Below are 19,534 nucleotides of genomic sequence, written 5' to 3' on the forward strand. Positions count from 1 at the left end.
TGGCTTCCGACATTTCACTTCTCACTTCATAGAAAAATACTCTGCAATCGGTCCCAGGGTAAGTGCGGGGAAGAATGAAAGCGCTGTGATGATGGTGATCACGGCCAGAATCATGATTCCAAAAGTACCCGAGTCTGTGCGCAAGGTTCCGGCGCTTTCAGGGATGTATTTTTTCTCTGCCATGAGTCCGGCAATAGCAACCGGGCCAATGATTGGGATAAATCTGGAAAGGATCAGGACAAAACCGGTTGTGATATTCCACCAGGGATTGTTGTCAGCCAGGCCCTCAAATCCACTGCCGTTATTCGCTGCCGACGACGTGTACTCATAGAGCATTTCACTGAAGCCGTGAAAGCCCGGGTTGTTCAGGTTTCCGGAAGTTATTTCGGGAAAGGCCGCAGCCAAAGCGGTGCCGGCCAAAATGAGCAACGGATGCAGCAGTGCCACAATCATGGCGATTTTCATTTCCCGGCCTTCGATCTTTCTACCCAGGAGCTCAGGGGTACGCCCAACCATTAATCCACTGATGAAGACAGCGAGGATAATAAAGATGAAAAAGTTAAGCATACCTACACCTACTCCGCCGTAAAACGCATTGGTCATCATGGCAAGTAACTGGGTCATCCCTGAAAGCGGTGTGAAGCTATCGTGCATGGAATTCACAGAGCCCGTTGAGATCACAGTGGTAGCTATACTCCAGTATGCGGACGCTTTGCTTCCAAACCGCACCTCTTTTCCTTCCATGGCTCCAGAGCTATTGTCAATGCCCATGGCTGTGAGGGCATGATTGCCATCATTTTCCCAGATGATTGTGGGTACAACCAGCAAAAGAAAACCCAGGGTCATGACGCCAAAGATCATCCGGGACATTTTTTTGTGTTTCAGAAAAAACCCAAAAGCAAACACCATGGCCATGGGAATGATCATTTGTCCGAACATTTCTACCATATTGGTAAGGTAATTGGGATTTTCCAATGGATGCGCTGAGTTGGATCCAAAGTATCCACCACCATTGGTTCCCACATGTTTGATCGCAACAAATGCCGCCACAGGCCCGGTAGACACCTGTACCGTATCGCCCTGCATATCGATCATGGTGTCCTTTCCATCAAAGGTCATGGGCGTACCATTGAAAGAGAGCATGATGGCGATCAGGATGGACACGGGTAGCAAAATCCGCGTGCAGGATTTTACCAACAGATTATAAAAATTTCCAAACTTATCGGTTGCCCTTTCTTTCAAAGCCAGGAATAAAACCGCGGCAGCTGCCATCCCTGTACCCGCTGACACGAAATGCAGGAACATCAGATAGAGCTGAGAAAGATAGCTCAACCCGCTCTCCCCTGAATAATGCTGGAGATTGCAATTGACTAAAAACGATATGCTTGTATTAAAGGCCAGATCTGCCGATTGCCCGGGATTACCATCAGGATTCAACGGCAGCCAGCCCTGATTCATCAGCACAAGTATTCCAAGCAAAAACCAGACGAAATTGATCGTCAGCAATGTCGTCAGGTGCTGCTTCCAGTTCATCTCTGATTTTTCATCGATCCCGCTGACCCGGAAGAACAATTTTTCAATAGGGTTAAGTACGGGATCCAGAAGTGTTTTATCCCCGGAATAGATTTTTGAAATGTACTTCCCAAATGGAATTGCCAGCGTAGCGGTCAGCACAAACATGGCAACAATTCCTAATATTTCAGTATTCATTTTTACAGATGTTATTTTAAAATTTTTCAGGCTTGATCAGTACGTAACTGATGTAGCCAAACACGCCGATAGCAATCAGGAATAGGACTGTCATGAGATTAGATTTTTTCAAAAAAGTGGATCGATTTGTAAAAAACTGCGAAGCACACAGCACCGGCAGCAACTAAAAGGAATGTGATCATTGTTCTGATTGTTTGTTTTCAGAGTTTGATTCCAAAAACATTCCAACTTTACATACTTTTCTGTAAGTTGCTTTTTATCAGTTTATTAGAAGGGAATGACAAATTGTGGGCACAAAAAAAGCCTATCAAAATGATAGGCTCGTTATCAGAATGGAAGGGGTTGTTAATTTTTATAAAGAATGTCCCTTACTAATTTTTTACCAAGTTCAGGGACATGAATAAAGCTATGGTCCGGAATAACGCCACGGTTTATCCATTGAGATATTACTTGTGTACTTACGTTATGCTTTTTGGAATATTCAGCAATGGTAATCCACTCTGACAACTCCAAAACTCTGCCTTGACTTAATAAGAAGTCCTTCCCTTCCTGTATCAATGACCTTGTCTCTGCAATTAAATACGCAAGGTAAGAAGAGTTGTTCATGTTGGAATCGTTTGTTGTTTAAGGATATAACGTTATTCTGATCGTGAAAGCTGGCGGCTGACAGCTGATCGCCGACAGCTATCTAATCCCAAACTCCTCAATCTTCCGGTAAAGCGTCGCGATGCCGATTTCCAGCAGCCTGGCGGTTTCGGCTTTGTTGCCGTTGGTGTAGTTCAAAACTTTTTGAATATGTAGTTTTTCAATGCTTTGCATCGAAAATGCAGAAAGCTGATTTCCTTTTGATACGAATTGAGCCTCCTGAATTTCAAAGGGCAGGCTATCAGGGGATAAATCCGGGCCAGTGCTGATGATCACGGCCCGCTCAATCACGTTTTTTAATTCGCGGATATTTCCTGGCCAGGAATAGGCCTCGAGTTTACGCAGTATGGCCTCCGACAGTGGATTGATTTTGCGGTTCGTTTTCCCGGCAAAAAATTGAATAAAATGATTGGCCAGCAATTCAATATCTTTTATTCTCTCGGTAAGAGCCGGCAGTTTTATAGCAAAGACGTTGAGCCGGAAATAAAGATCTGATCGAAAATGCTTTTCTTCACTTTCGGTTTTCAAGTCCCGGTTGGTGGCTGCTATGAGCCGGAAATCGGACTTGGTAGCTTTCGTATCACCGAGTTTGATGAATTCGTTTGTTTCCAGTACACGGAGCAGTTTGGCCTGTAATTCCAAAGGCATTTCGCCGATCTCATCCAGAAACAGTGTGCCGCCGTGGGCTTCCTCTATCTGTCCTCGTTTGTCTTTATTGGCTCCGGTAAATGCGCCTTGTTTGTAGCCGAACAGCTCGCTCTCCAGCATCTCTCTGCCGAAAGTGCTGCAATTGAGGGCGACGAAATTTTTTGAAGAACGGGAACTGGCCTGATGAATCGCCTGCGCAAATACTTCTTTGCCGGTACCGGTTTCTCCTGTGAGCAAAACAGAAGCATGGGTAGGCGCCACTTTTTGAGCAAGATCAATGGCATCCATAATGGGCTTTGATTTCCCCAGAACGGCCTGGAAGGAAAATTTTTCGCCGACCCGTTTTTCAAGCTGTATTACTTTCTTTTGTAAAATGGTTTTTTCGATCGACCTGTGTAACAGGGGGATGATCTTGTCATTGTCATCACCCTTGACGATATAATCAAAAGCGCCGTTTTTCATCGCCTGTACACCATCGGCAATATTGCCATAGGCCGTCAGCAGTATGACCTCCGTCAATGGGCTGATCGTTTTAATCTTTGAAACCATATCCACCCCGTTCCCGTCAGGCAGTTTTACATCACACAAAACGGTGTCGATTTCATTATGTCCCAAAACCTTCAGTCCGGAACGGCAGTCTCCTGCTTCTAAAACCTGAAACCCTTCTGCACGAATGATCCTGGCCAGCAAAGACCTGAGCTTCTCTTCGTCATCAATGATCAGGATTGTTTTCAAGGTATCGGGTATCTAATGCCAAATTGTAAAAGTATCATATAAAAGGGCGTCCCGCCGCTCGGTTGAATTGTTAAATTGCTGACCAATAGATAGACAGCTTTGAAATCTCAATAATTGAACCAGCTTCGGTGCGGGGATTCAATATAAAATGAAGAGATCAGAGCTCTTCAACGGTTACGCCACCCAGTTCCTGGAAGAGTGTCTGCCAGTAATGGGTTACATGGGGGTTATTTTCCTTGGACGATGCCGTTGCCTCAAATGGCGAGACGATGGTGACTTGCGGTGAACCAATGGCGTATTGCTGCAACTTTTTGAAATCAGCTTTAGCTGCCTCTTCTGCCTGGGCGTCGTCATGCGGGGGTTTGATGTGGAAATCACGCCGATCTGCACCCTTCACACTTTCAATCATATCGCTGAAATAGTACACCTTTACATCAGCACCACTTTCACCCGCTTTGGCAATGACCGGCAAACTCGCCCAGATATCGGTGGAGAGGTTAGATGCTCCGGTATTTTGCTGATTGAGTTTGGTGAGCAATTGTCTCAGGAATATGCCTTTTTCGCGTTGCAACGATAACTGAAAAGCGGTTTCAATTGCCTCTCTATCGGTAGCATTCACACCCTCCAGACTCTCCTTTTCTGTCCGGATCATTAGCGAGAGTGCCCGGGCTTTTGACGTGTTTTCGTGGATGAAATACACTTCCAGCTTGTCACCTTTGTTTTTCATGTTGTTTTCCATGATATCGGTGAGCGTCTGACGGTACTTTTCATTCACATATTGTCTGTTGACATTTACACTTTGTGTTTTATCCAAAAATACCAACGTATACACGGGAGCATCGGCAACCGTCTTCGTTGCTTCTTTTTCACTTCCACAGGATGAGAGGAAGAGGACAACCAAAATAAGAAAAGACAGCCGGGGGCTAAAAAATTTCATGAAAGTCAGGGGCTTATTAATATGATTCATAGCTTTTAATAATTCAGCGAAACTAATTGGTTCACAAATATCATACAACGCGAAACGGACGAGTGGGGTAATTATTTTAGTTAAAATCAAAAATCCCTCTGAAACAGCTTGTTTCGGAGGGATTTTTATTCAACAATTTGTAAACTTCGGGTTGGGTGCGACTACTTATTTTGGTTCTGGATCATTTCTACCAGCTCCTCAGAAATACCTGTTGACGAATAACCGCCATCATGGAACAGATTCTGCATGGTAACCATCCGTGTGAGGTCGGAAAACAGAGAGATGGTGTAATTGGCACAATCGTCGGCAGTGGCATTGCCAAGCGGGCTCATTTTTTCTGCAAATTCATAAAATGCATCAAACCCGCCAATTCCTGAGCCTGCCGTTGTTTTGGTTGGTGATTGGGAAATGGTATTTACCCGAACATTTTTGGCTTTTCCATAACGGTAACCGAAGCTGCGGGCGATACTTTCCAGCATCGCTTTGGCTTCCGCCATATCGGTATAAAAGGGATAAGTGCGTTGTGCAGCAATGTAAGAAAGGGCCACTACGGAACCCCATTCGTTTATGGCATCCAGCTTTTCAGCCACCTGCAAAAATTTATGGAGTGACAGTGAGGACACATCCAGGCTCTTAAGATACCACTCATAGTTCATATCGCCATAAGGTTTTCCCTTACGGATGTTAGCGCTCATGCCTATGGAATGCAGTACGAAGTCGACCTTGCCGCCCAGCACATCAATGGATTCCGTATAAAGTTTCTCAATGTCTTCAACAGAAGTAGCATCGGCAGGAATGATCTTTGCATCGCAAACTTTCGCCAATTCGTTAATGGCGCCCATCCGCATGGCTATAGGGGCATTTGTCAAGGTGAAGGTTGCTCCTTCTTCTTTTGCTTTCAATGCTACTTTCCAGGCAATTGAATTTTCGTCCAAAGCACCTGATATAATTCCTCTTTTTCCTTTTAATAAACCGTAAGCCATGATGTTATGAATAAGGCGTTTTCAATTTTGAGTTTAAAAGCAATCCGACCTGAAATCAGATGGCCTGGTTAAATACTGTCCACAATGAATGATTCATTCGGGGGACAAAGAACGGGTTTTGAAGACTTAAATCATAATTTTTTTGAATGGTCAAAGTTTTCAACAGGATCAGGGAAACCTCATTCTGCAGCATCTTGTACAGGTTTTAAATGAAGTATTTGCATGAAAAACTGATCAGTGGCTTCATATACACCCTTTACATCTTTGGATCGCAAATGAGATCCGATCACATGGTCGCCGCTTTCGGGAAACGCCTTTTCCACTTTGAGGCCGGAAGCGGTACCAATCAGCGGAAACATATCCTGCATGGCTTTTACCGAAACCGTTTGATCCTGTTCTGTTTCATTTTTGTAATAATAACCCAAAAACAAGGGCATTTTTATTTTTTTATATGTTTCGGGCCGGGCAATTGCGTCGATGCTTTGCTGAAGGGTGGTCAATCCGTTGGTATTGTAGCTCTGCAGCCAGTAATTGGCCAGCTCGGGATCCGAATCGACCGGGAGGCGGTGCTCACCCATTACGGCGTGGAGAATTTGCTTTCCCCATGGGCCTGTCATCAATTTCATGGCGGGATTTGCTACGGCCATACAAGGAGAGTAAAGTACTACGCCTTTGATTTCGGGATTGGTAGAAGCAAGATATACAGTCAATAATCCACCAGCTGATGTACCAATCACAATCACGCTGTCGCCCAGAGCCTTTCCGATTGAAAGTGCACGTTTGGCACCTGCCAGAAAATTCTCGGGTGTGAGGTCATCGAACGCATTCGGGTCGCTGATGCCGGCGTCGTGCATGCGCGCCAGATACAGGTTGGCACCATACCGTTTGGCCAGATCTTTATGTATCGGGTCGCCTTCAGCCCAGCTTGCCCCAAATCCATGAATGTAAACGATGCTGTAAGGTGTTTTTTCTTTTTTCGCCGTGTCGGCCCAGATAATCCTGGCCTGGTTGTCCCGTTTCATGTCCTTGACGGAAGCTTCCGACTGATTGACATCTTTCTCCAGTTGTATCAGATCCTGGCTCACGATCGGAAGCGTAGGATCAAGCTTGGCCTGGTCTACCTTCGGACCAAGAAAAAAGACAATGGCCAGAATTGCGACAATTCCCAGAAGCCAAAAAAGTAGTTTTAACATATATTAAGATTTATGAAGGTTTCTTTGCTCCGAAAGTTCGTTAGTTTTAGGCAAAAAATTGTCATTTAAATGCTATGATGAGTGTAATGATTGGTTTTTGATAAAACAACAGATGGCTGTACTGCAAAATCTGAAAATTCTTTTCCAATTTCGCATCATTTCGGATCCTTTTGCTAGGCGGTACCGAAGGATAATACTACTTAAAACCCGGTCAAACGGCACTAATTACCTTACCAATGCCCAATCTCTTACTCGTTGAAGATGATACCAATCTCGGAGCGCTGCTTCAGGAATACCTCATTGATAAAGGTTTCCCAACAGACCTGGCCACGGACGGTCAGAAGGGTTGGGAGCGTTTTGTGGCCAAAGCGTATGATCTTTGTATTTTTGATGTGATGATGCCCAAGAAGGACGGCTTTTCTCTGGCCAAAGAGGTAAGGATGAGCGGGCGGGATGTACCCATCATCTTCCTCACTGCAAAGTCGATGAAGGAGGATACCATGCAGGGCTTTCGTACCGGGGCCGACGATTATGTTACCAAACCTTTTGATCGGGAAGAGTTAGTGTTGCGGATTGAAGCCATTTTGCGTCGTTATCGCAAGCAACCCGAGGCTTCGGAGGAGAACAGCAGATATCAGGTTGGCATTTTTACTTTTGATTACAGTCATCAGCAGCTTGTTTCCGGCGATAAATCAGTCCGATTGACCAGCAAGGAGTCTGCGTTGCTTAAGCTTTTTTGTCAGAATATCAATCAACCCATAAGCCGCAGTTATGCCCTGAAAACGATTTGGGGTGACGACTCGTACTTCAATGCGAGGAGCATGGATGTGTATATCACCAAATTAAGGAAGTTTTTGAAAGAGGATCCGTCCATCGAAATTATGAATCTGCACGGTGAGGGGTTTAAATTGATGGTAGGTTAGAGGGAGGAAGGATATATGGAGGAAGGAAGAAAGGAGCAGGGCAAGAAAAAATAGCTCTGTGAAACTCTATATTTTTCTCCGTGGTTCTCTGTGTAAGAAATTTATTGCCGTAAAACAGCTATTACTTAAAAAGCCGACAGCCGACAGCTGATCGCCGAAAGCACAACACATGTTCAACATATCCCGTCGCCCGCGACGCAACCGAAAATCTTCGGCCGTAAGAGACCTGGTTCAGGAAACATCCCTTCACGTTTCTGATTTCATATTTCCCATGTTTGTTCAGGAGGGAACCAGCCAGAAGGTTGAAGTGAAATCCATGCCAGGCATTTATCGTTTTTCCCTGGATTATTTATTGGAAGAACTTAAAGAGGTGACCGATCTGGGGATCAGGGCTATAGACTTATTCCCCAATTATCCGGAAAGCAAAAAGGATCGCGTTGCATCTGAAAGTTATAAGGAAGATACCTTTTATCTGAAAGCCATTACTGCGATCAAAGAAAAGTTTCCCGAGCTCGTCATCATGACCGACGTGGCGATGGATCCGTACAGTTCGGACGGCCATGATGGGCTGGTGGACAACGGTAAGATTATGAATGATGCAACACTCGAAATTTTAGGAAAAATGAGTCTTGCCCAGGCAAAAGCTGGTGCAGATATCCTTGGACCCAGCGATATGATGGATGGACGGGTGAGGTACATGCGTAATCAACTGGATGAAAACGGTTACTCCGAGGTAAGCATCATGTCCTATTCGGCAAAATATGCCAGTGCATTTTACGGTCCGTTCCGTGACGCACTGGAATCGGCTCCAAAATTTGGCGATAAAAAAACCTATCAGATGAGCCCGGCGAACAAGCGTGAAGCACTGCTGGAGGCACAGCTTGATTTTGAAGAAGGTGCAGATATGCTGATGGTAAAGCCGGCCTTATCCTATCTGGATATCATCAGGCAGCTGGACGAAAATTTTGATATTCCTATTGCAGCATACAACGTGTCGGGGGAATATGCGATGATCAAAGCAGCGGCACAAAACGGATGGCTGGATGGAGATCGCGCCATGATGGAAGTGTTGATGAGCATCCGCCGTGCCGGTGCAAAATGTATTCTTACCTATTTCGCGAAAGAGGCGGCAGTGATTTTAGATGGAAAATGACGGGCCTTTGTTTTTTGGAAATATAAAGGGTTGTAGTTTCACGTTTAATTGGTTTTGCTACTATGAATTATCGGGAGATCAGGTGGAAGCAGCGGTTTCAGAATCTGGAAAAGTCATTAGGTTTCCTTGAACAGGCGATAGCCATTGAAGATCCGGATATTATACAAAAGGCAGGACTGATCCAGTTTTTTGAAATCAGCTTCGAATTAACATGGAATGTGATGAAAGAATACCTGGAGGAGCAAGGGTTTCAGGATATCCGTTCACCCAGAGATACGATCAAGAAGGCTTTTGAGACGGAACTCATCACCAACGGGCATATCTGGCTACAGACACTTCAGAACCGAAATCTTACATCTCACACTTACGACGAAGAAACAGCGGACAGAGTTGTCAAAGAAATCTCAACCATCTATCATCCGTTGCTCAGAGAAGTTTATAATAAGCTAAAACCGGAGCTATGATATGTTTGGTTTAAGGGATTCAGATATTGTTTCCATCGGTCATGTTCTGGAAAGCTACCCGGAGGTGGAAAGAGCATATATTTTTGGCAGCAGAGCAAAGGGAAATTTCAGTAACGGGAGTGATATCGATATCGCAGTGGAAGGGGTCAATGTCCCTTTTGACATTATTTTGAAGATTGCAGCGACTTTAAATGAGGAAACAATGATGCCATATATGTTCGATGTTCTTGACTACCATGCAATTGTTAATCAGGATTTAAAAGATCATATTGATAAGAATGGGGTGTTGTTTTATCAAAAAATAAGCCCTTGTCCTGCTTCACATAATTAGATTTACAGTATATAAATAATCAATTTGACCCGAATTATTTCAATAGCCATCATGAAAAAAACGCTGCTATTATTATCTGGTTTAATCTGCATAGCTACACTCTCATTTGCTCAAAAGAAAAAAGCCATCCTTCCGCCCGAATTCGCCTACAAAAAATCCGAAGTGGAAGCAAATATGCGGTTTATTGCGGCGGATGAGCTGTTGGGACGGCGTACGGGGGAGCTCGGCAACCAGGTTGCAGCACGTTTTATTGCCGAGCAATTTAGAAAGTTCGGAGTAAAACCTGTCCCCGGTGGCGCAGCTTCGGCAACCATTCCAAATAACGCTTATTATCAAAACGTACCGTTCGACAAGATGAATGCTCCCGGCGACGGAGAGATTGTGGCCAATGCCGAAACCATGAAAAGTGGACGGGACTGGATACTCATGAGCGGTGGGGCAACAGATATTACAGCCCCTCTGGTGTATGCAGGATATGGCTTGGAAAATACCGGCAAAAGTTGGGACGACTACAAGGGGCTTGACGTGAAGGGAAAAATTGTGCTGGTGCAAAGTGGAACACCGGATGTACAGACACCCGCCGAAATAGTGGCTTCTTCGGCCGAAAAGAGAAAACTGGCTGTTGAAAAGGGGGCCATTGCGGTTATTGAGCTGTTTAATGCTCCTATACCATGGAACGTGGTAACCCGGTTTTTTGCAGGTGAAAAAATGGGTCTTGCAGACACGGATCAAAAAGCAACCCAGGATATCCCGCATGCCTGGGTGAATGGAAAAGAGGCAAACCTGACCCGCTCGCTAAGAGGCGTATCGGAAGTAAAGTTTAAAACTGCCGGCAGAAAAAGTCAGCTGATCAATAGTTATAATGTGGTGGGTTACATAGAAGGAACCGACCCTAAACTGAAAGAAGAGTACGTTTTGGTTTCGGCGCATTACGATCACGTAGGTGTGGGCAAACAAGGCGGACAGGCCTACACGGCCGAAGACAGTATTTTCAACGGTGCCCGGGACAACGCTTTCGGCGTCGTGGCATTGCTTGCGGCTGCGGAGTCATTCGCAAAAAATCCACCAAAACGGTCGGTGCTGATCGTGGCCCTGACAGCGGAGGAGGTGGGGCTACTCGGAAGCAAATATTATGCAGCGCATCCTTTGCTGCCGCTCAACAAATGTATCTTCAACATCAACTCAGATGGAGCAGGTTACAATGATACGACGATCGTGGCAGTGATGGGGCTGGAGCGTACCGGAGCGAAAGACGAGATTGAAAAAGCGGCCAAAGCTTTTGGACTGGGTGTGTTTGCGGAACCATCACCGGAGCAGGGGTTGTTTGACCGTTCGGACAATGTGAGCTTTGCCAAAGAAGGAATTCCTGCTCCAACCATTTCGCCGGGCTTCAAGGAGTTTAACGGCGATATCATGAAAAATTATCACCAGGTTTCTGATAATCCCGAGACGATCGACTTCGATTATCTACTCAAATTTGCAAAGACGATCACCTATGCAGCGCGGTTGATCGCTGACCGTGCAACAGCTCCGCAATGGATTAAAGGGGATAAATACGAAGAGGCCGGGAAGAAACTGTACGGAAAGTAAATATCAATTTTTAATCCAGGTCCGGTTTTCTTTAAATAATTTGTCCCCGATTATCCTTTGTTAAGCAACATCATAGAATGGTTGAATGGGTCCGTGTCGTTGGCAAGGATACTTACTACGCCTCTTGAGATTTTAGGCTTTATTACGGGTGCCATCTGCGTCTACCTCAACACGCGACAGAACGTTTTCGGTTGGTTTTTTGGTATTGTCAACGCGGTTCTCTACTTCGCCGTCTTTTGGCAGGCCCGGCTTTATGCTGACATGGGATTGCAGGGATATTATTTCTTCACCAGCATGTATGGCTGGTGGATGTGGTTGTATGGGGGCAAAAGTCATGATGGGGTTCAGTTATCTGAAATGCCAGTGCGGTTTTATGCAATTTTCGGACTGATTTTTGTCTTGACAACGCTTTTCTGGGGTTTTTTGCTAGGCCGGTTTACGGATGCCAGCTTCAGCTACATGGACTCAGCCCTCACCATCGCCAGCCTGATCGCACAGTGGATGATGGCGCGAAAGTACCTTGAAAACTGGCTGATTTGGATTGTGGCCGACGCGCTGTATGTGGGCATGTATTTCTATAAAGATCTACATCTCACCGCCATTCTATACGCCGTGTTCCTTGTACTCGCAGTAATGGGGTACATGCAGTGGAGAAAAGATTTGCAAAAAAGGCGGGTTTAGGCGTTGCCTGCGATCAATTTCCTTCAAAATTACTCGATGACAGAAAAAGTGATTTCCTGGCTTTCCAGTAACTGCCTGATCCGTTCCGAATCGTCAAAAACTATTTTCAGGTCTTTTTTTGAGGTTTCCTCGTCCTCGTCCAGCCATTTCCAGTCTTCTGCCGTTGCATCCAGCAGGTCCAGCAGGGTAAAAATCTTCTCTGCCGACTTCTCTTTTGAAAGCCATTCGGCCGAATTGGATATGAAAATGATTACTTTCTTCTCCTTAATCCATTCAAGATCATTGAGCATCTCATCCAGTGCGTCCAGGTTTTTGCCATCATAGTCCGGAAAATGCATGGCTGTGCCCATCTCTTCCAGAAATGCCTTCATAGAAGTGGCTTTTTGCCCGTCGACTTTACCAACAAATGCTCCGTTAAATACCTTTCTTATGTCCGTGCCGGGTTTTGTGAGGAGGAAGTGTGTATTTTTCATGGTTTCGGTTTTCAGAGTTTTTGGGAAGAAATCAGCTCGACGGGGTCAAATATAATTGTGAAATGTTGAAAACCGGAACTTTACCGTATTTGAATAAACGATTTGTAATGGTTCCTTGTGTACCAGGCGCTTTCATCATTTCCGGTAACAAGTCTTTCGGCTCCCCTGTTTCTTCCGTTGACTTTGGGATTTACATCCCATTCACGGTAGTGTATGATTTTCCCGTCAGCATCTCTTTGTGGAAGCAGTTTTTCGAAATTTCCAAATCGTTTACCGCCCACATGTCCTTCCGGAGCCTTATGATGTTTCCTGATGTAGTTCAGAACCTCGTGTACTTTTGGCGGAATATTCCTGCTTTTCGATGTTCGTTCCGATTTTTCGTGTTGGTAATTTTCCTGCTTATCTCCTACCTGATTTTGCGTTTCAGATGAGCCTTTACAGGCAAAAAATACCAGCGTTAAGCATATCAGCCATATCGGGCGAATCTGTTTATGTAGCTTTGAGAAGAAATGAAACATGAGCCTTTTAATCGAAATAGAACCTTTTCCTGGTAATTATTAAAATAAAATACCCTTGCCAGATTGCTGTGACAAGGGTACTTTTAGTTAAAAAAGATCAATTCAGTGAAAACATGGGTAAACGCATGGCAACGACATTGTTGAACATCAGCTTGTTAATGTTAGGCTCCATGTAATCGATAAGCGGAAACTCTGAAATCAGCGACATTACTTCAAACTCCGTTTCGGCCCGCACCACACACCAGAGCTTTGAATAGTCATCGGCCAAGGCATAGGACATCATCCGCCCCTGCTCCATCAGCTCATTAATCTTTTTCCTTTGCGCTGGAATTTTTTCCTTGAAATCTTCCGACATAAATGCAGGAAGCTGTATTTCTACCATATATTGGCTCATAGCTCGATAGAAGTTAGGTGTACAAAAACTTCTGTATGTATAAAGGATATGCACGTGTGATTAGTTCCTAAAACTCGTCTGTGCAGCACTTTATTACGACCAACAACTTGTGATGTTTCCGTATTCCCAAGGTACCATAATTTCATGCGATTCCAAGTTGTTGAAATATATTCAATTGGTTTTCCAACCTTTTTCGCCTTAGGTGGATCATTCATTGTAGAGCGGCTTAATACAGACCTGAAAATCATCGAACATAGCATTCGCTTATCTTTGTTGAGTGATTGCTAATCGGTTGGCTTTTCAATGATCAGTGTTGAGTTGACCCGTACCTAAGCCTGGAAAAAAGTGACAAATAACTAACGAAGCACCCCTGAACTTCGGATGACCTTTAACGAACAAGAATTGGTGAGTGGCTGTAAACAGCGTAACCGCCTCGCCCAGAAACAACTTTATGATGTTTTCGGGGGGAAGCTGTTCGCTATTTGTATGCGCTATATCAAGAATAGAACAGATGCTGAGGACGTACTTCAGGATGCATTTATTAAGATTTATGAAAATATTCATTCCTTCCGAAATGATTCGCCACTCGAGTATTGGCTTAGATCGGTGACTGTGAATACGGCTTTGAACCATTTGCGTCAGCAAAAAAACTGGAAGGATCTGTCGGACATAGAATTACACGAGAACGGCCTTGCAGACAAGGAGTTTACGCTGGCCGATTTTCAGTTGCAGCAACTCATGGGCTTTATTCATGAGCTTCCGGTGGGCTGCCAGACCATATTTAACTTATATGCTATCGAGGGATATCAGCACAATGAGATCGCTCAAAAATTAGGAATATCAGAAGGCACTTCCAAATCGCAATACTCGCGCGCCAGAAGTCTTCTGCAACAGAAATTGAATAAAGAAAAGAGATTTGATGATGGATCCGTCCAAAGAACGCAGTTTTAACGATCACTGGAAAAAGGCTTTTGAGGAGGCCTCTGTCACTCCGCCGGAATCGGTATGGGAGGGTATAGAGGCACGCCTGGACCAGGGTGATCCGAGCCGCATTTTTGAAGATCAGTGGAGAAAGGCTTTTGAGGAAACCTCGATGATGCCACCGGCTACGGCCTGGGAGGGTATTGAGCAAAGGCTCGACGAAAAGGATGATGCTAAGATTATTCCCTTGTGGTGGCGGTCACCTAAGCTGTGGTATGCCGCTGCTTCCATGCTTGCGCTGCTTGTTACCGGCGGGCTGTGGCTTCAAAATGTGCGTAGGGATTCAATCAAAACCGAAAGCATCCACATGGCCTCAAAGGGCAAATCGGGTTCCGGACATAATTTGGAAGGCGCAGATTCCTCCATTTCCGGGGCATCCGGTGTTGCGGCCATTAGAGAGAACAGTACGCCTGCTTCTGAACCATTGGGGATATCCAAAAATCAGCATGCCAACGGATCAGATGTTGCAAAAACGGAGATAGCCGTTCGCAGAAAAGATAAAATCCAAGCGAGGCCTGAGTCATCCGACGCCACTGGAATTAATCCGGTCGGCGCAGTGGCTAGCGTTGGTAATAGGCCTAAAACGGTTGCAGATAATAAAGTATCAGATACGGAAAAATTCGCAGTTACAGCTCAACCACCAGCTTCGAACCGTAATAACCTTGCAGAACGGGCCGTAGAGCCAGTTGGCAATCGTACAGACTTGGGCCGTCCTGTGATTACAGCGGATATGCTTGCTGCACTTCCTTTCAAAGAGCGGGATGTTTATTTTCAGAAACGGTACGTTTTTTACAAAGAACAGGCCGAACCGAGTGAACCTGTGATTAAAAAACACCAGGAGTATTGGGCAGGTGTAGGGTTAATGCCAGCATCGTTTAATCCGGATGTCAATATTAAAAACTCTCCTGCGTCATTTGCAAGTAAATCTTACGCGAGCCAGAAGTCTTTAACCGGAAAGAATGATCCGGGTTTTTCCTACGCAGTACAAACCCAAGGTGGCATGCGGATCTCCAAACACTGGTCCGTAGAAACAGGTATCACTTATTTACAGGGAAATTCTCAATACGAAGGTGGCGGATATTTGCTTGATGCCGCGACCTTTGGTTCTTCAAATGTTCTTGAGAACGCCTATGCTGACTTACAGGCGGGTAAGGGGCCAGGTAACGCACTCGTGGGAACGAATAACAGCACGCTGTACATAGATGTGTCGAAACAAGTCCGGAATGATTACAGATATCTTCAGCTTCCTGTTCAGGCAGGGTTTACTTTGAATCCGGATGGAAAACTTAGCTATTCTGTCCTGGGTGGCATGATGGCTAATTTCTTTCTGAATAATGAGCTGGAATCTGCCAGTGGAAATGTCATTAAAACCACAGCCGCTGATGAGGTCTACCGCGGTACCAGCTGGGCAGCCACCACCGGATTGCGGTTCAATTACAAGCTTTCATCCAGGTGGAAGGCAAGTCTGACAGGATCGTATCAGAAAGCTGTTACTTCCGGGTTCCGTTCCAATCAAAATCTGGAATCACACCCATACCTATATGGTGTTTCCTGGGGCATGCGATATTCTTTTTAAAAAATTGGGTTTTTGTTCCAACCAATCACCCTTGTTTTTACTCTTTGTTGTTGTGAGGAAAGTCGATATGCAAATACTTGGACTTATCTTCTGCACAAAACGGGTATCGTCATTTCTATAAAGTACTACCATTTATTAGCCATGAATCAAGTTCTTAAAAAATGTCTGTTGCCGTCCGTGCTGTTTAGCATGGCGGTTGTCGGGTGCAACGACAGCGGGGTCGGCCCCGTCGACGAGGTTCGCCCGGTGGTTGTAAACGAAAGTGTAGCTTCAGGAACTACACAATTTGCTTTCGAATTTTTTAAAAATCTGCAACAAACGCAGCCAGCTGAACAGAATTTGTTTGTTTCTCCTTTAAGCCTGCATATGGCGCTGGGAATGCTTGAGAACGGTGCAGAAAATGAAACTTCTCGGGAAATTCTGAAAACCTTAAAAATGGAGGGGATTTCTCGGGAAGAAGTCAATAAGGCATACAAAACACTTATCAACGAATTGCCTCTCGCCGACTCCAAAGTGAAACTGGGCCTTGCTAATTCTGTGTGGTACAAGACTGGTTTTCAGGTCGAAAATAGTTTTCAGGATATCTTGAAAAAATCGTTCAATGCAGAAATTACAGGTCTGGAATTTAATGACGCTGCCAAAGCCAGGATGAATCAGTGGGCGAGCGACAAGACCAATGGGAAAATTGATAAGGTGATTGACCAAATCAATTCCAACCATGTCATGTTTTTGCTGAATGCATTGTATTTCAAGGGAGACTGGGCGACTAAATTCGATTCAAAGAACACAGTGGATACACCTTTCAAACTTCAGGAAGGTACATCCAAAACAGTGAAAATGATGCTCAACGAAGGGAATTATAAGGTAGCAGACGGGGAAAATTACCGGGCCGTACAGCTACCCTATGCCAACGGGCAGTTCAACATGACGCTCCTGATCCCAAAGGCAGACAAAAAGGTGGGCCAGGTTGTGGAAGGCCTTACCGTACAAGACTGGAACGAGCTCCAGACCACCAGACTTTCCACCGGAAAAGTTAAAGTAGGGTTGCCTCGCTTCACACTCAATTACGCTGCCAAACTCAATGAAACCCTAAAAAATATGGGGATCAAAAATGTATTCACGGATGCAGCAGAGCTTACCAAAATCAGCAAAAGTGGCGGATTATTGGTTGACTTTGTAAAGCAGGACGCATTCTTAGGCATCGACGAAACCGGTACTGAGGCGGCTGCCGTTACTACAATTGGTGTTGGTCTGACCTCTGTACCTGTGATACCGGAGTACATCTGTGACCGCCCATTTGCATTGGTAATCAGTGAGAAGACTTCCAATACCATCCTTTTTATGGGAAGAATCATGAATCCTGCCAGTAAGTAAGGTTTCGTTTACGCTACGGTTCCAGGGAGGTTGGTCGAGCACAAGAATAATCAGCAGGAAATTTATATATCTATTAGCCAACAAAATTAAATGGTAGTGAAATGCCAAATGCCGACGGCCAGTGGGCCGCGAGCGAAGGTTAAAAGCGTCAGGTGACCGGCGTTTTTGGGGTGCGTTATCGTCCGGTGGCATTGCTTCCGGACGATTTTGTGATTTCATTCCAACCTTTTGAGAGAAAGGTTTGTCTTGTGATAAAGCAGGAAAAAATATAATTATATTTCGTTTTACCAAAAGCTCCCTTGTCATGAATCCGAAACTTTTACTATTCTGTGTTTGCTTTCTGGCAATCACATCCTGGTCATGTAATGATCAGTGCAAAGAAACCCGGGTTACCCGCAGATTAGTTCAGGTCACCCGTTCGATGCAGGAGCTACGCACATCAGTAGGTTCAGAACCCTCACACAAGCTGGTTCGTCCCGGTAAGATGTATGTCAAAGGAAATTATCTTTTCATAAACGAAATCAAAGAGGGAATTCATATCATAGATAATAGTGATCCCACCAATCCAACGTTCGTATCGTTTATCAAAATCCCTGGAAACGGAGATCTCGCGGTTCGAGATAATATACTGTACGCAGATAGTTTTTCGGATTTGGTAGCGCTCAACATTCAGGATCCTTTGCATGTCAGAGAAGTAGGTCGGGTGGAAAATGTTTTTACTAACGGCCAGTTTGATGGTGTTTGGTGGAGTCTTAACAGTTCCAATGGGGTAATACGTGACCAAGCTATCCAGGATTATAATGTTGAATATGTGACCGAAACGGTCGCGACCAATTGTGAAGAGGCTGTTGCATACCCACTTTATTATCAGGATTTTATGTCGTATGCCAGCCTGTCGGGCGGAAAAAGTGCTAGCGCTTCTCCTAACTCAGGCGGAACCAGCGGAAAGGCGGGCTCCATGGCCAGGTTTGCGTTGCATAGTAACTATTTGTATACCGTTGGGCAAAATAACCTGCACCTCTTTAATATCGCCAATCCCACGCAGCCCAAAGATTTTGCGACGGTGAACATTGGCTGGGGAATAGAAACCATTTTCCCTTATCAGAATAAGCTCTTCATTGGATCCACAACCGGTATGTACATTTTCGACAACAGTAATCCGGCGGCACCAAAGCAGTTATCCGTATTTCAGCATGGGCGTGCCTGCGACCCGGTGGTGGTAGAGGATGATATCGCCTATGTGACCATCCGCAGTGGTACAAATTGTGCCGGTACCCAAAACCAGCTGGATCTTCTTGATATTTCCAATCCTTCTGCTCCAACGCTCATGAAGACTTATCAGATGCAGAATCCGCATGGTCTCAGTATTAGTTCCCCGACATTGTTCTTGTGTGAAGGGGAGCATGGACTGAAAGTATTTGACGTGGCTGATAAGATGGCAGTGGATAAAAATCAGCTGGCGCACTTTAAAGATATGGATGCCTACGATGTTATATCCTTGGATAAAACATTGCTGGTTATCGGGAAGGACGGGTTTTATCAGTATGATGCCGTTGATCCGGAGAATTTGAAATTACTGAGCAAAATTTTGGTGGAAAAACTTTAACCGGCAAATCATGAGGGCCATTGGCATTTTGATGCTGTGCGTTATGATTTCGCCGCAGGCATTTCCCCAACATGTTAAAAAAGTAAAGCGTTATACAAACCATACCGAACTGGGCATCCTTACAGGACGGACTAAGTATGACTTTGGAAGTGGCAGTAACCGGGTGGATAGTAAATTCAGCCTTTCTGCCCAGATGTTTAATGGTGTGAAATTGAATGATTACCTCTCTGCCGGCATTACCGTCGGTATGGATTGGTACAAAACAGCGTTGGTTACCCCGATTGCCGCTGGGGGACGTTATGTCATTACAAAAAGGGGGCCGGGACGGTTATTTGCAGCACTGGACGCGGGGTACGGAGCTACCTGGCTGCACCAGGATTCGGACGGCTATCATACCAAAGGTGGCTTCATGCTAAACCCCGGTATCGGATTGACGTATGGAAAACCTGGAGGTGCAGCGTTTACGATCTCATTGTCCTACAAAAGACAAGAAATTATAGTTAACAAACCTCTTTTGTGGGAGCAAACTTACAGGAAGGAAGAGCGCGTGTACAATAGGCTTGCTTTGAAACTGGGAATGGCTTTTTAA

20 protein-coding genes and 1 pseudogene are annotated in these 19,534 nt (G+C 45.0%); 11 read left to right on the forward strand and 10 right to left on the reverse strand.

Annotated features, from left to right (window positions below; all coding sequences use genetic code 11):
• Nucleotides 1-21: 21 nt before the first annotated feature.
• The 7 genes and pseudogenes from kdpA to DYADSP32_RS19720 form a co-directional block, all read right to left on the reverse strand.
• Nucleotides 22-1,710, reverse strand: coding sequence for a potassium-transporting ATPase subunit KdpA (gene kdpA / locus DYADSP32_RS19690; protein ID WP_149241157.1), 1,689 nt, complete (start codon nt 1,708-1,710; stop codon nt 22-24).
• A 16-nt stretch (nt 1,711-1,726) separates the two neighbouring features.
• Nucleotides 1,727-1,804: a potassium-transporting ATPase subunit F gene (locus tag DYADSP32_RS19695; RefSeq protein ID WP_149244756.1), complete on the reverse strand. Its 78-nt coding sequence runs from the start codon at nt 1,802-1,804 to the stop codon at nt 1,727-1,729.
• A 251-nt stretch (nt 1,805-2,055) separates the two neighbouring features.
• Nucleotides 2,056-2,316, reverse strand: coding sequence for a hypothetical protein (locus DYADSP32_RS19700; RefSeq protein WP_149241156.1), 261 nt, complete (start codon nt 2,314-2,316; stop codon nt 2,056-2,058).
• A 78-nt stretch (nt 2,317-2,394) separates the two neighbouring features.
• Complete coding sequence (locus tag DYADSP32_RS19705; RefSeq protein ID WP_149241155.1) at nt 2,395-3,738, reverse strand: sigma-54-dependent transcriptional regulator; 1,344 nt, start codon at nt 3,736-3,738, stop codon at nt 2,395-2,397.
• A 157-nt stretch (nt 3,739-3,895) separates the two neighbouring features.
• Complete coding sequence (locus DYADSP32_RS19710) at nt 3,896-4,675, reverse strand: hypothetical protein (protein ID WP_414617910.1); 780 nt, start codon at nt 4,673-4,675, stop codon at nt 3,896-3,898.
• A 191-nt stretch (nt 4,676-4,866) separates the two neighbouring features.
• Nucleotides 4,867-5,688 (reverse strand): SDR family oxidoreductase, encoded by an 822-nt coding sequence (locus tag DYADSP32_RS19715; RefSeq protein WP_149241153.1) that lies wholly within the window; start codon nt 5,686-5,688, stop codon nt 4,867-4,869.
• A gap of 515 nt (nt 5,689-6,203) precedes the next feature.
• Nucleotides 6,204-6,881, reverse strand: a pseudogene (locus tag DYADSP32_RS19720) (alpha/beta hydrolase); the annotation flags it as partial.
• Between the two features lie 236 nt (nt 6,882-7,117).
• Here DYADSP32_RS19720 and DYADSP32_RS19725 point away from each other — a divergent pair.
• From DYADSP32_RS19725 to pnuC, 6 genes are all read left to right on the forward strand, one after another.
• On the forward strand, nt 7,118-7,804 hold the full coding sequence (locus DYADSP32_RS19725) for a response regulator transcription factor (RefSeq protein ID WP_149241151.1): 687 nt from the start codon (nt 7,118-7,120) through the stop codon (nt 7,802-7,804).
• Between the two features lie 169 nt (nt 7,805-7,973).
• A complete protein-coding gene (hemB, locus tag DYADSP32_RS19730) occupies nt 7,974-8,957 on the forward strand; it encodes a porphobilinogen synthase (RefSeq protein WP_149241150.1) in 984 nt (327 codons plus the stop codon).
• 62 nt (nt 8,958-9,019) lie between these two features.
• A complete protein-coding gene (locus DYADSP32_RS19735; protein ID WP_149241149.1) occupies nt 9,020-9,421 on the forward strand; it encodes a nucleotidyltransferase substrate binding protein in 402 nt (133 codons plus the stop codon).
• Between the two features lies 1 nt (nt 9,422).
• Nucleotides 9,423-9,752 carry a nucleotidyltransferase domain-containing protein gene (locus DYADSP32_RS19740; RefSeq protein WP_149241148.1) on the forward strand — a complete coding sequence of 110 codons (330 nt, stop codon included), beginning with the start codon at nt 9,423-9,425 and terminating at the stop codon, nt 9,750-9,752.
• A gap of 51 nt (nt 9,753-9,803) precedes the next feature.
• Complete coding sequence (locus tag DYADSP32_RS19745; RefSeq protein WP_149241147.1) at nt 9,804-11,342, forward strand: M28 family peptidase; 1,539 nt, start codon at nt 9,804-9,806, stop codon at nt 11,340-11,342.
• 57 nt (nt 11,343-11,399) lie between these two features.
• Nucleotides 11,400-12,023 (forward strand): nicotinamide riboside transporter PnuC, encoded by a 624-nt coding sequence (gene pnuC / locus DYADSP32_RS19750; RefSeq protein ID WP_414617911.1) that lies wholly within the window; start codon nt 11,400-11,402, stop codon nt 12,021-12,023.
• 29 nt (nt 12,024-12,052) lie between these two features.
• Here the strand turns inward: pnuC and DYADSP32_RS19755 are convergent, their stop codons facing one another.
• The 3 genes from DYADSP32_RS19755 to DYADSP32_RS19765 all read right to left on the reverse strand — a co-directional run bounded on the left by DYADSP32_RS19755 (nt 12,053) and on the right by DYADSP32_RS19765 (nt 13,408).
• A complete protein-coding gene (locus DYADSP32_RS19755; protein ID WP_149241146.1) occupies nt 12,053-12,496 on the reverse strand; it encodes a barstar family protein in 444 nt (147 codons plus the stop codon).
• A gap of 80 nt (nt 12,497-12,576) precedes the next feature.
• Nucleotides 12,577-13,014, reverse strand: a complete 438-nt coding sequence (locus tag DYADSP32_RS19760; protein ID WP_149241145.1) for a ribonuclease domain-containing protein — start codon at nt 13,012-13,014, stop codon at nt 12,577-12,579.
• 97 nt (nt 13,015-13,111) lie between these two features.
• The gene (locus DYADSP32_RS19765) at nt 13,112-13,408 is read right to left on the reverse strand and encodes a muconolactone Delta-isomerase family protein (RefSeq protein ID WP_149241144.1); all 297 of its coding nucleotides are present in this window, start codon (nt 13,406-13,408) and stop codon (nt 13,112-13,114) included.
• 381 nt (nt 13,409-13,789) lie between these two features.
• Between DYADSP32_RS19765 and DYADSP32_RS19770 the strand changes: the two genes are divergently transcribed.
• From DYADSP32_RS19770 to DYADSP32_RS19790, 5 genes are all read left to right on the forward strand, one after another.
• Nucleotides 13,790-14,359, forward strand: coding sequence for an RNA polymerase sigma factor (locus DYADSP32_RS19770; RefSeq protein ID WP_149241143.1), 570 nt, complete (start codon nt 13,790-13,792; stop codon nt 14,357-14,359).
• The gene (locus DYADSP32_RS19775; protein WP_414617912.1) at nt 14,328-15,965 is read left to right on the forward strand and encodes a hypothetical protein; all 1,638 of its coding nucleotides are present in this window, start codon (nt 14,328-14,330) and stop codon (nt 15,963-15,965) included. The genes DYADSP32_RS19770 and DYADSP32_RS19775 overlap by 32 nt, the downstream gene beginning before the upstream one ends.
• Nucleotides 15,966-16,106: 141 nt before the next feature.
• Nucleotides 16,107-17,339 carry a serpin family protein gene (locus tag DYADSP32_RS19780; RefSeq protein ID WP_149241142.1) on the forward strand — a complete coding sequence of 411 codons (1,233 nt, stop codon included), beginning with the start codon at nt 16,107-16,109 and terminating at the stop codon, nt 17,337-17,339.
• A gap of 304 nt (nt 17,340-17,643) precedes the next feature.
• Nucleotides 17,644-18,945, forward strand: a complete 1,302-nt coding sequence (locus DYADSP32_RS19785; RefSeq protein ID WP_149241141.1) for a hypothetical protein — start codon at nt 17,644-17,646, stop codon at nt 18,943-18,945.
• A 10-nt stretch (nt 18,946-18,955) separates the two neighbouring features.
• Entirely contained in the window at nt 18,956-19,534 is a 579-nt protein-coding gene (locus tag DYADSP32_RS19790) for a hypothetical protein (RefSeq protein WP_149241140.1), read from the forward strand.

Source organism: Dyadobacter sp. 32, from assembly GCF_902506755.1.
Taxonomy (GTDB): domain Bacteria; phylum Bacteroidota; class Bacteroidia; order Cytophagales; family Spirosomataceae; genus Dyadobacter.

Bases quoted from the DNA above. Each gene is read 5' to 3' on its own strand.
- DYADSP32_RS19790 (WP_149241140.1), top strand. From the start codon at position 18,956: ATGAGGGCCATTGGCATTTTGATGCTGTGCGTTATGATTTCGCCGCAG.
- kdpA (WP_149241157.1), bottom strand. From the start codon at position 1,710: ATGAATACTGAAATATTAGGAATTGTTGCCATGTTTGTGCTGACCGCT.
- DYADSP32_RS19715 (WP_149241153.1), bottom strand. From the start codon at position 5,688: ATGGCTTACGGTTTATTAAAAGGAAAAAGAGGAATTATATCAGGTGCT.
- hemB (WP_149241150.1), top strand. From the start codon at position 7,974: ATGTTCAACATATCCCGTCGCCCGCGACGCAACCGAAAATCTTCGGCC.
- DYADSP32_RS19735 (WP_149241149.1), top strand. From the start codon at position 9,020: ATGAATTATCGGGAGATCAGGTGGAAGCAGCGGTTTCAGAATCTGGAA.
- DYADSP32_RS19760 (WP_149241145.1), bottom strand. From the start codon at position 13,014: ATGTTTCATTTCTTCTCAAAGCTACATAAACAGATTCGCCCGATATGG.
- DYADSP32_RS19780 (WP_149241142.1), top strand. From the start codon at position 16,107: ATGAATCAAGTTCTTAAAAAATGTCTGTTGCCGTCCGTGCTGTTTAGC.
- DYADSP32_RS19710 (WP_414617910.1), bottom strand. From the start codon at position 4,675: ATGAAATTTTTTAGCCCCCGGCTGTCTTTTCTTATTTTGGTTGTCCTC.
- DYADSP32_RS19695 (WP_149244756.1), bottom strand. From the start codon at position 1,804: ATGACAGTCCTATTCCTGATTGCTATCGGCGTGTTTGGCTACATCAGT.
- DYADSP32_RS19700 (WP_149241156.1), bottom strand. From the start codon at position 2,316: ATGAACAACTCTTCTTACCTTGCGTATTTAATTGCAGAGACAAGGTCA.
- DYADSP32_RS19770 (WP_149241143.1), top strand. From the start codon at position 13,790: ATGACCTTTAACGAACAAGAATTGGTGAGTGGCTGTAAACAGCGTAAC.
- DYADSP32_RS19775 (WP_414617912.1), top strand. From the start codon at position 14,328: ATGATGGATCCGTCCAAAGAACGCAGTTTTAACGATCACTGGAAAAAG.
- DYADSP32_RS19755 (WP_149241146.1), bottom strand. From the start codon at position 12,496: ATGAAAAATACACACTTCCTCCTCACAAAACCCGGCACGGACATAAGA.
- DYADSP32_RS19765 (WP_149241144.1), bottom strand. From the start codon at position 13,408: ATGAGCCAATATATGGTAGAAATACAGCTTCCTGCATTTATGTCGGAA.
- DYADSP32_RS19740 (WP_149241148.1), top strand. From the start codon at position 9,423: ATGTTTGGTTTAAGGGATTCAGATATTGTTTCCATCGGTCATGTTCTG.
- DYADSP32_RS19725 (WP_149241151.1), top strand. From the start codon at position 7,118: ATGCCCAATCTCTTACTCGTTGAAGATGATACCAATCTCGGAGCGCTG.
- DYADSP32_RS19785 (WP_149241141.1), top strand. From the start codon at position 17,644: ATGAATCCGAAACTTTTACTATTCTGTGTTTGCTTTCTGGCAATCACA.
- DYADSP32_RS19745 (WP_149241147.1), top strand. From the start codon at position 9,804: ATGAAAAAAACGCTGCTATTATTATCTGGTTTAATCTGCATAGCTACA.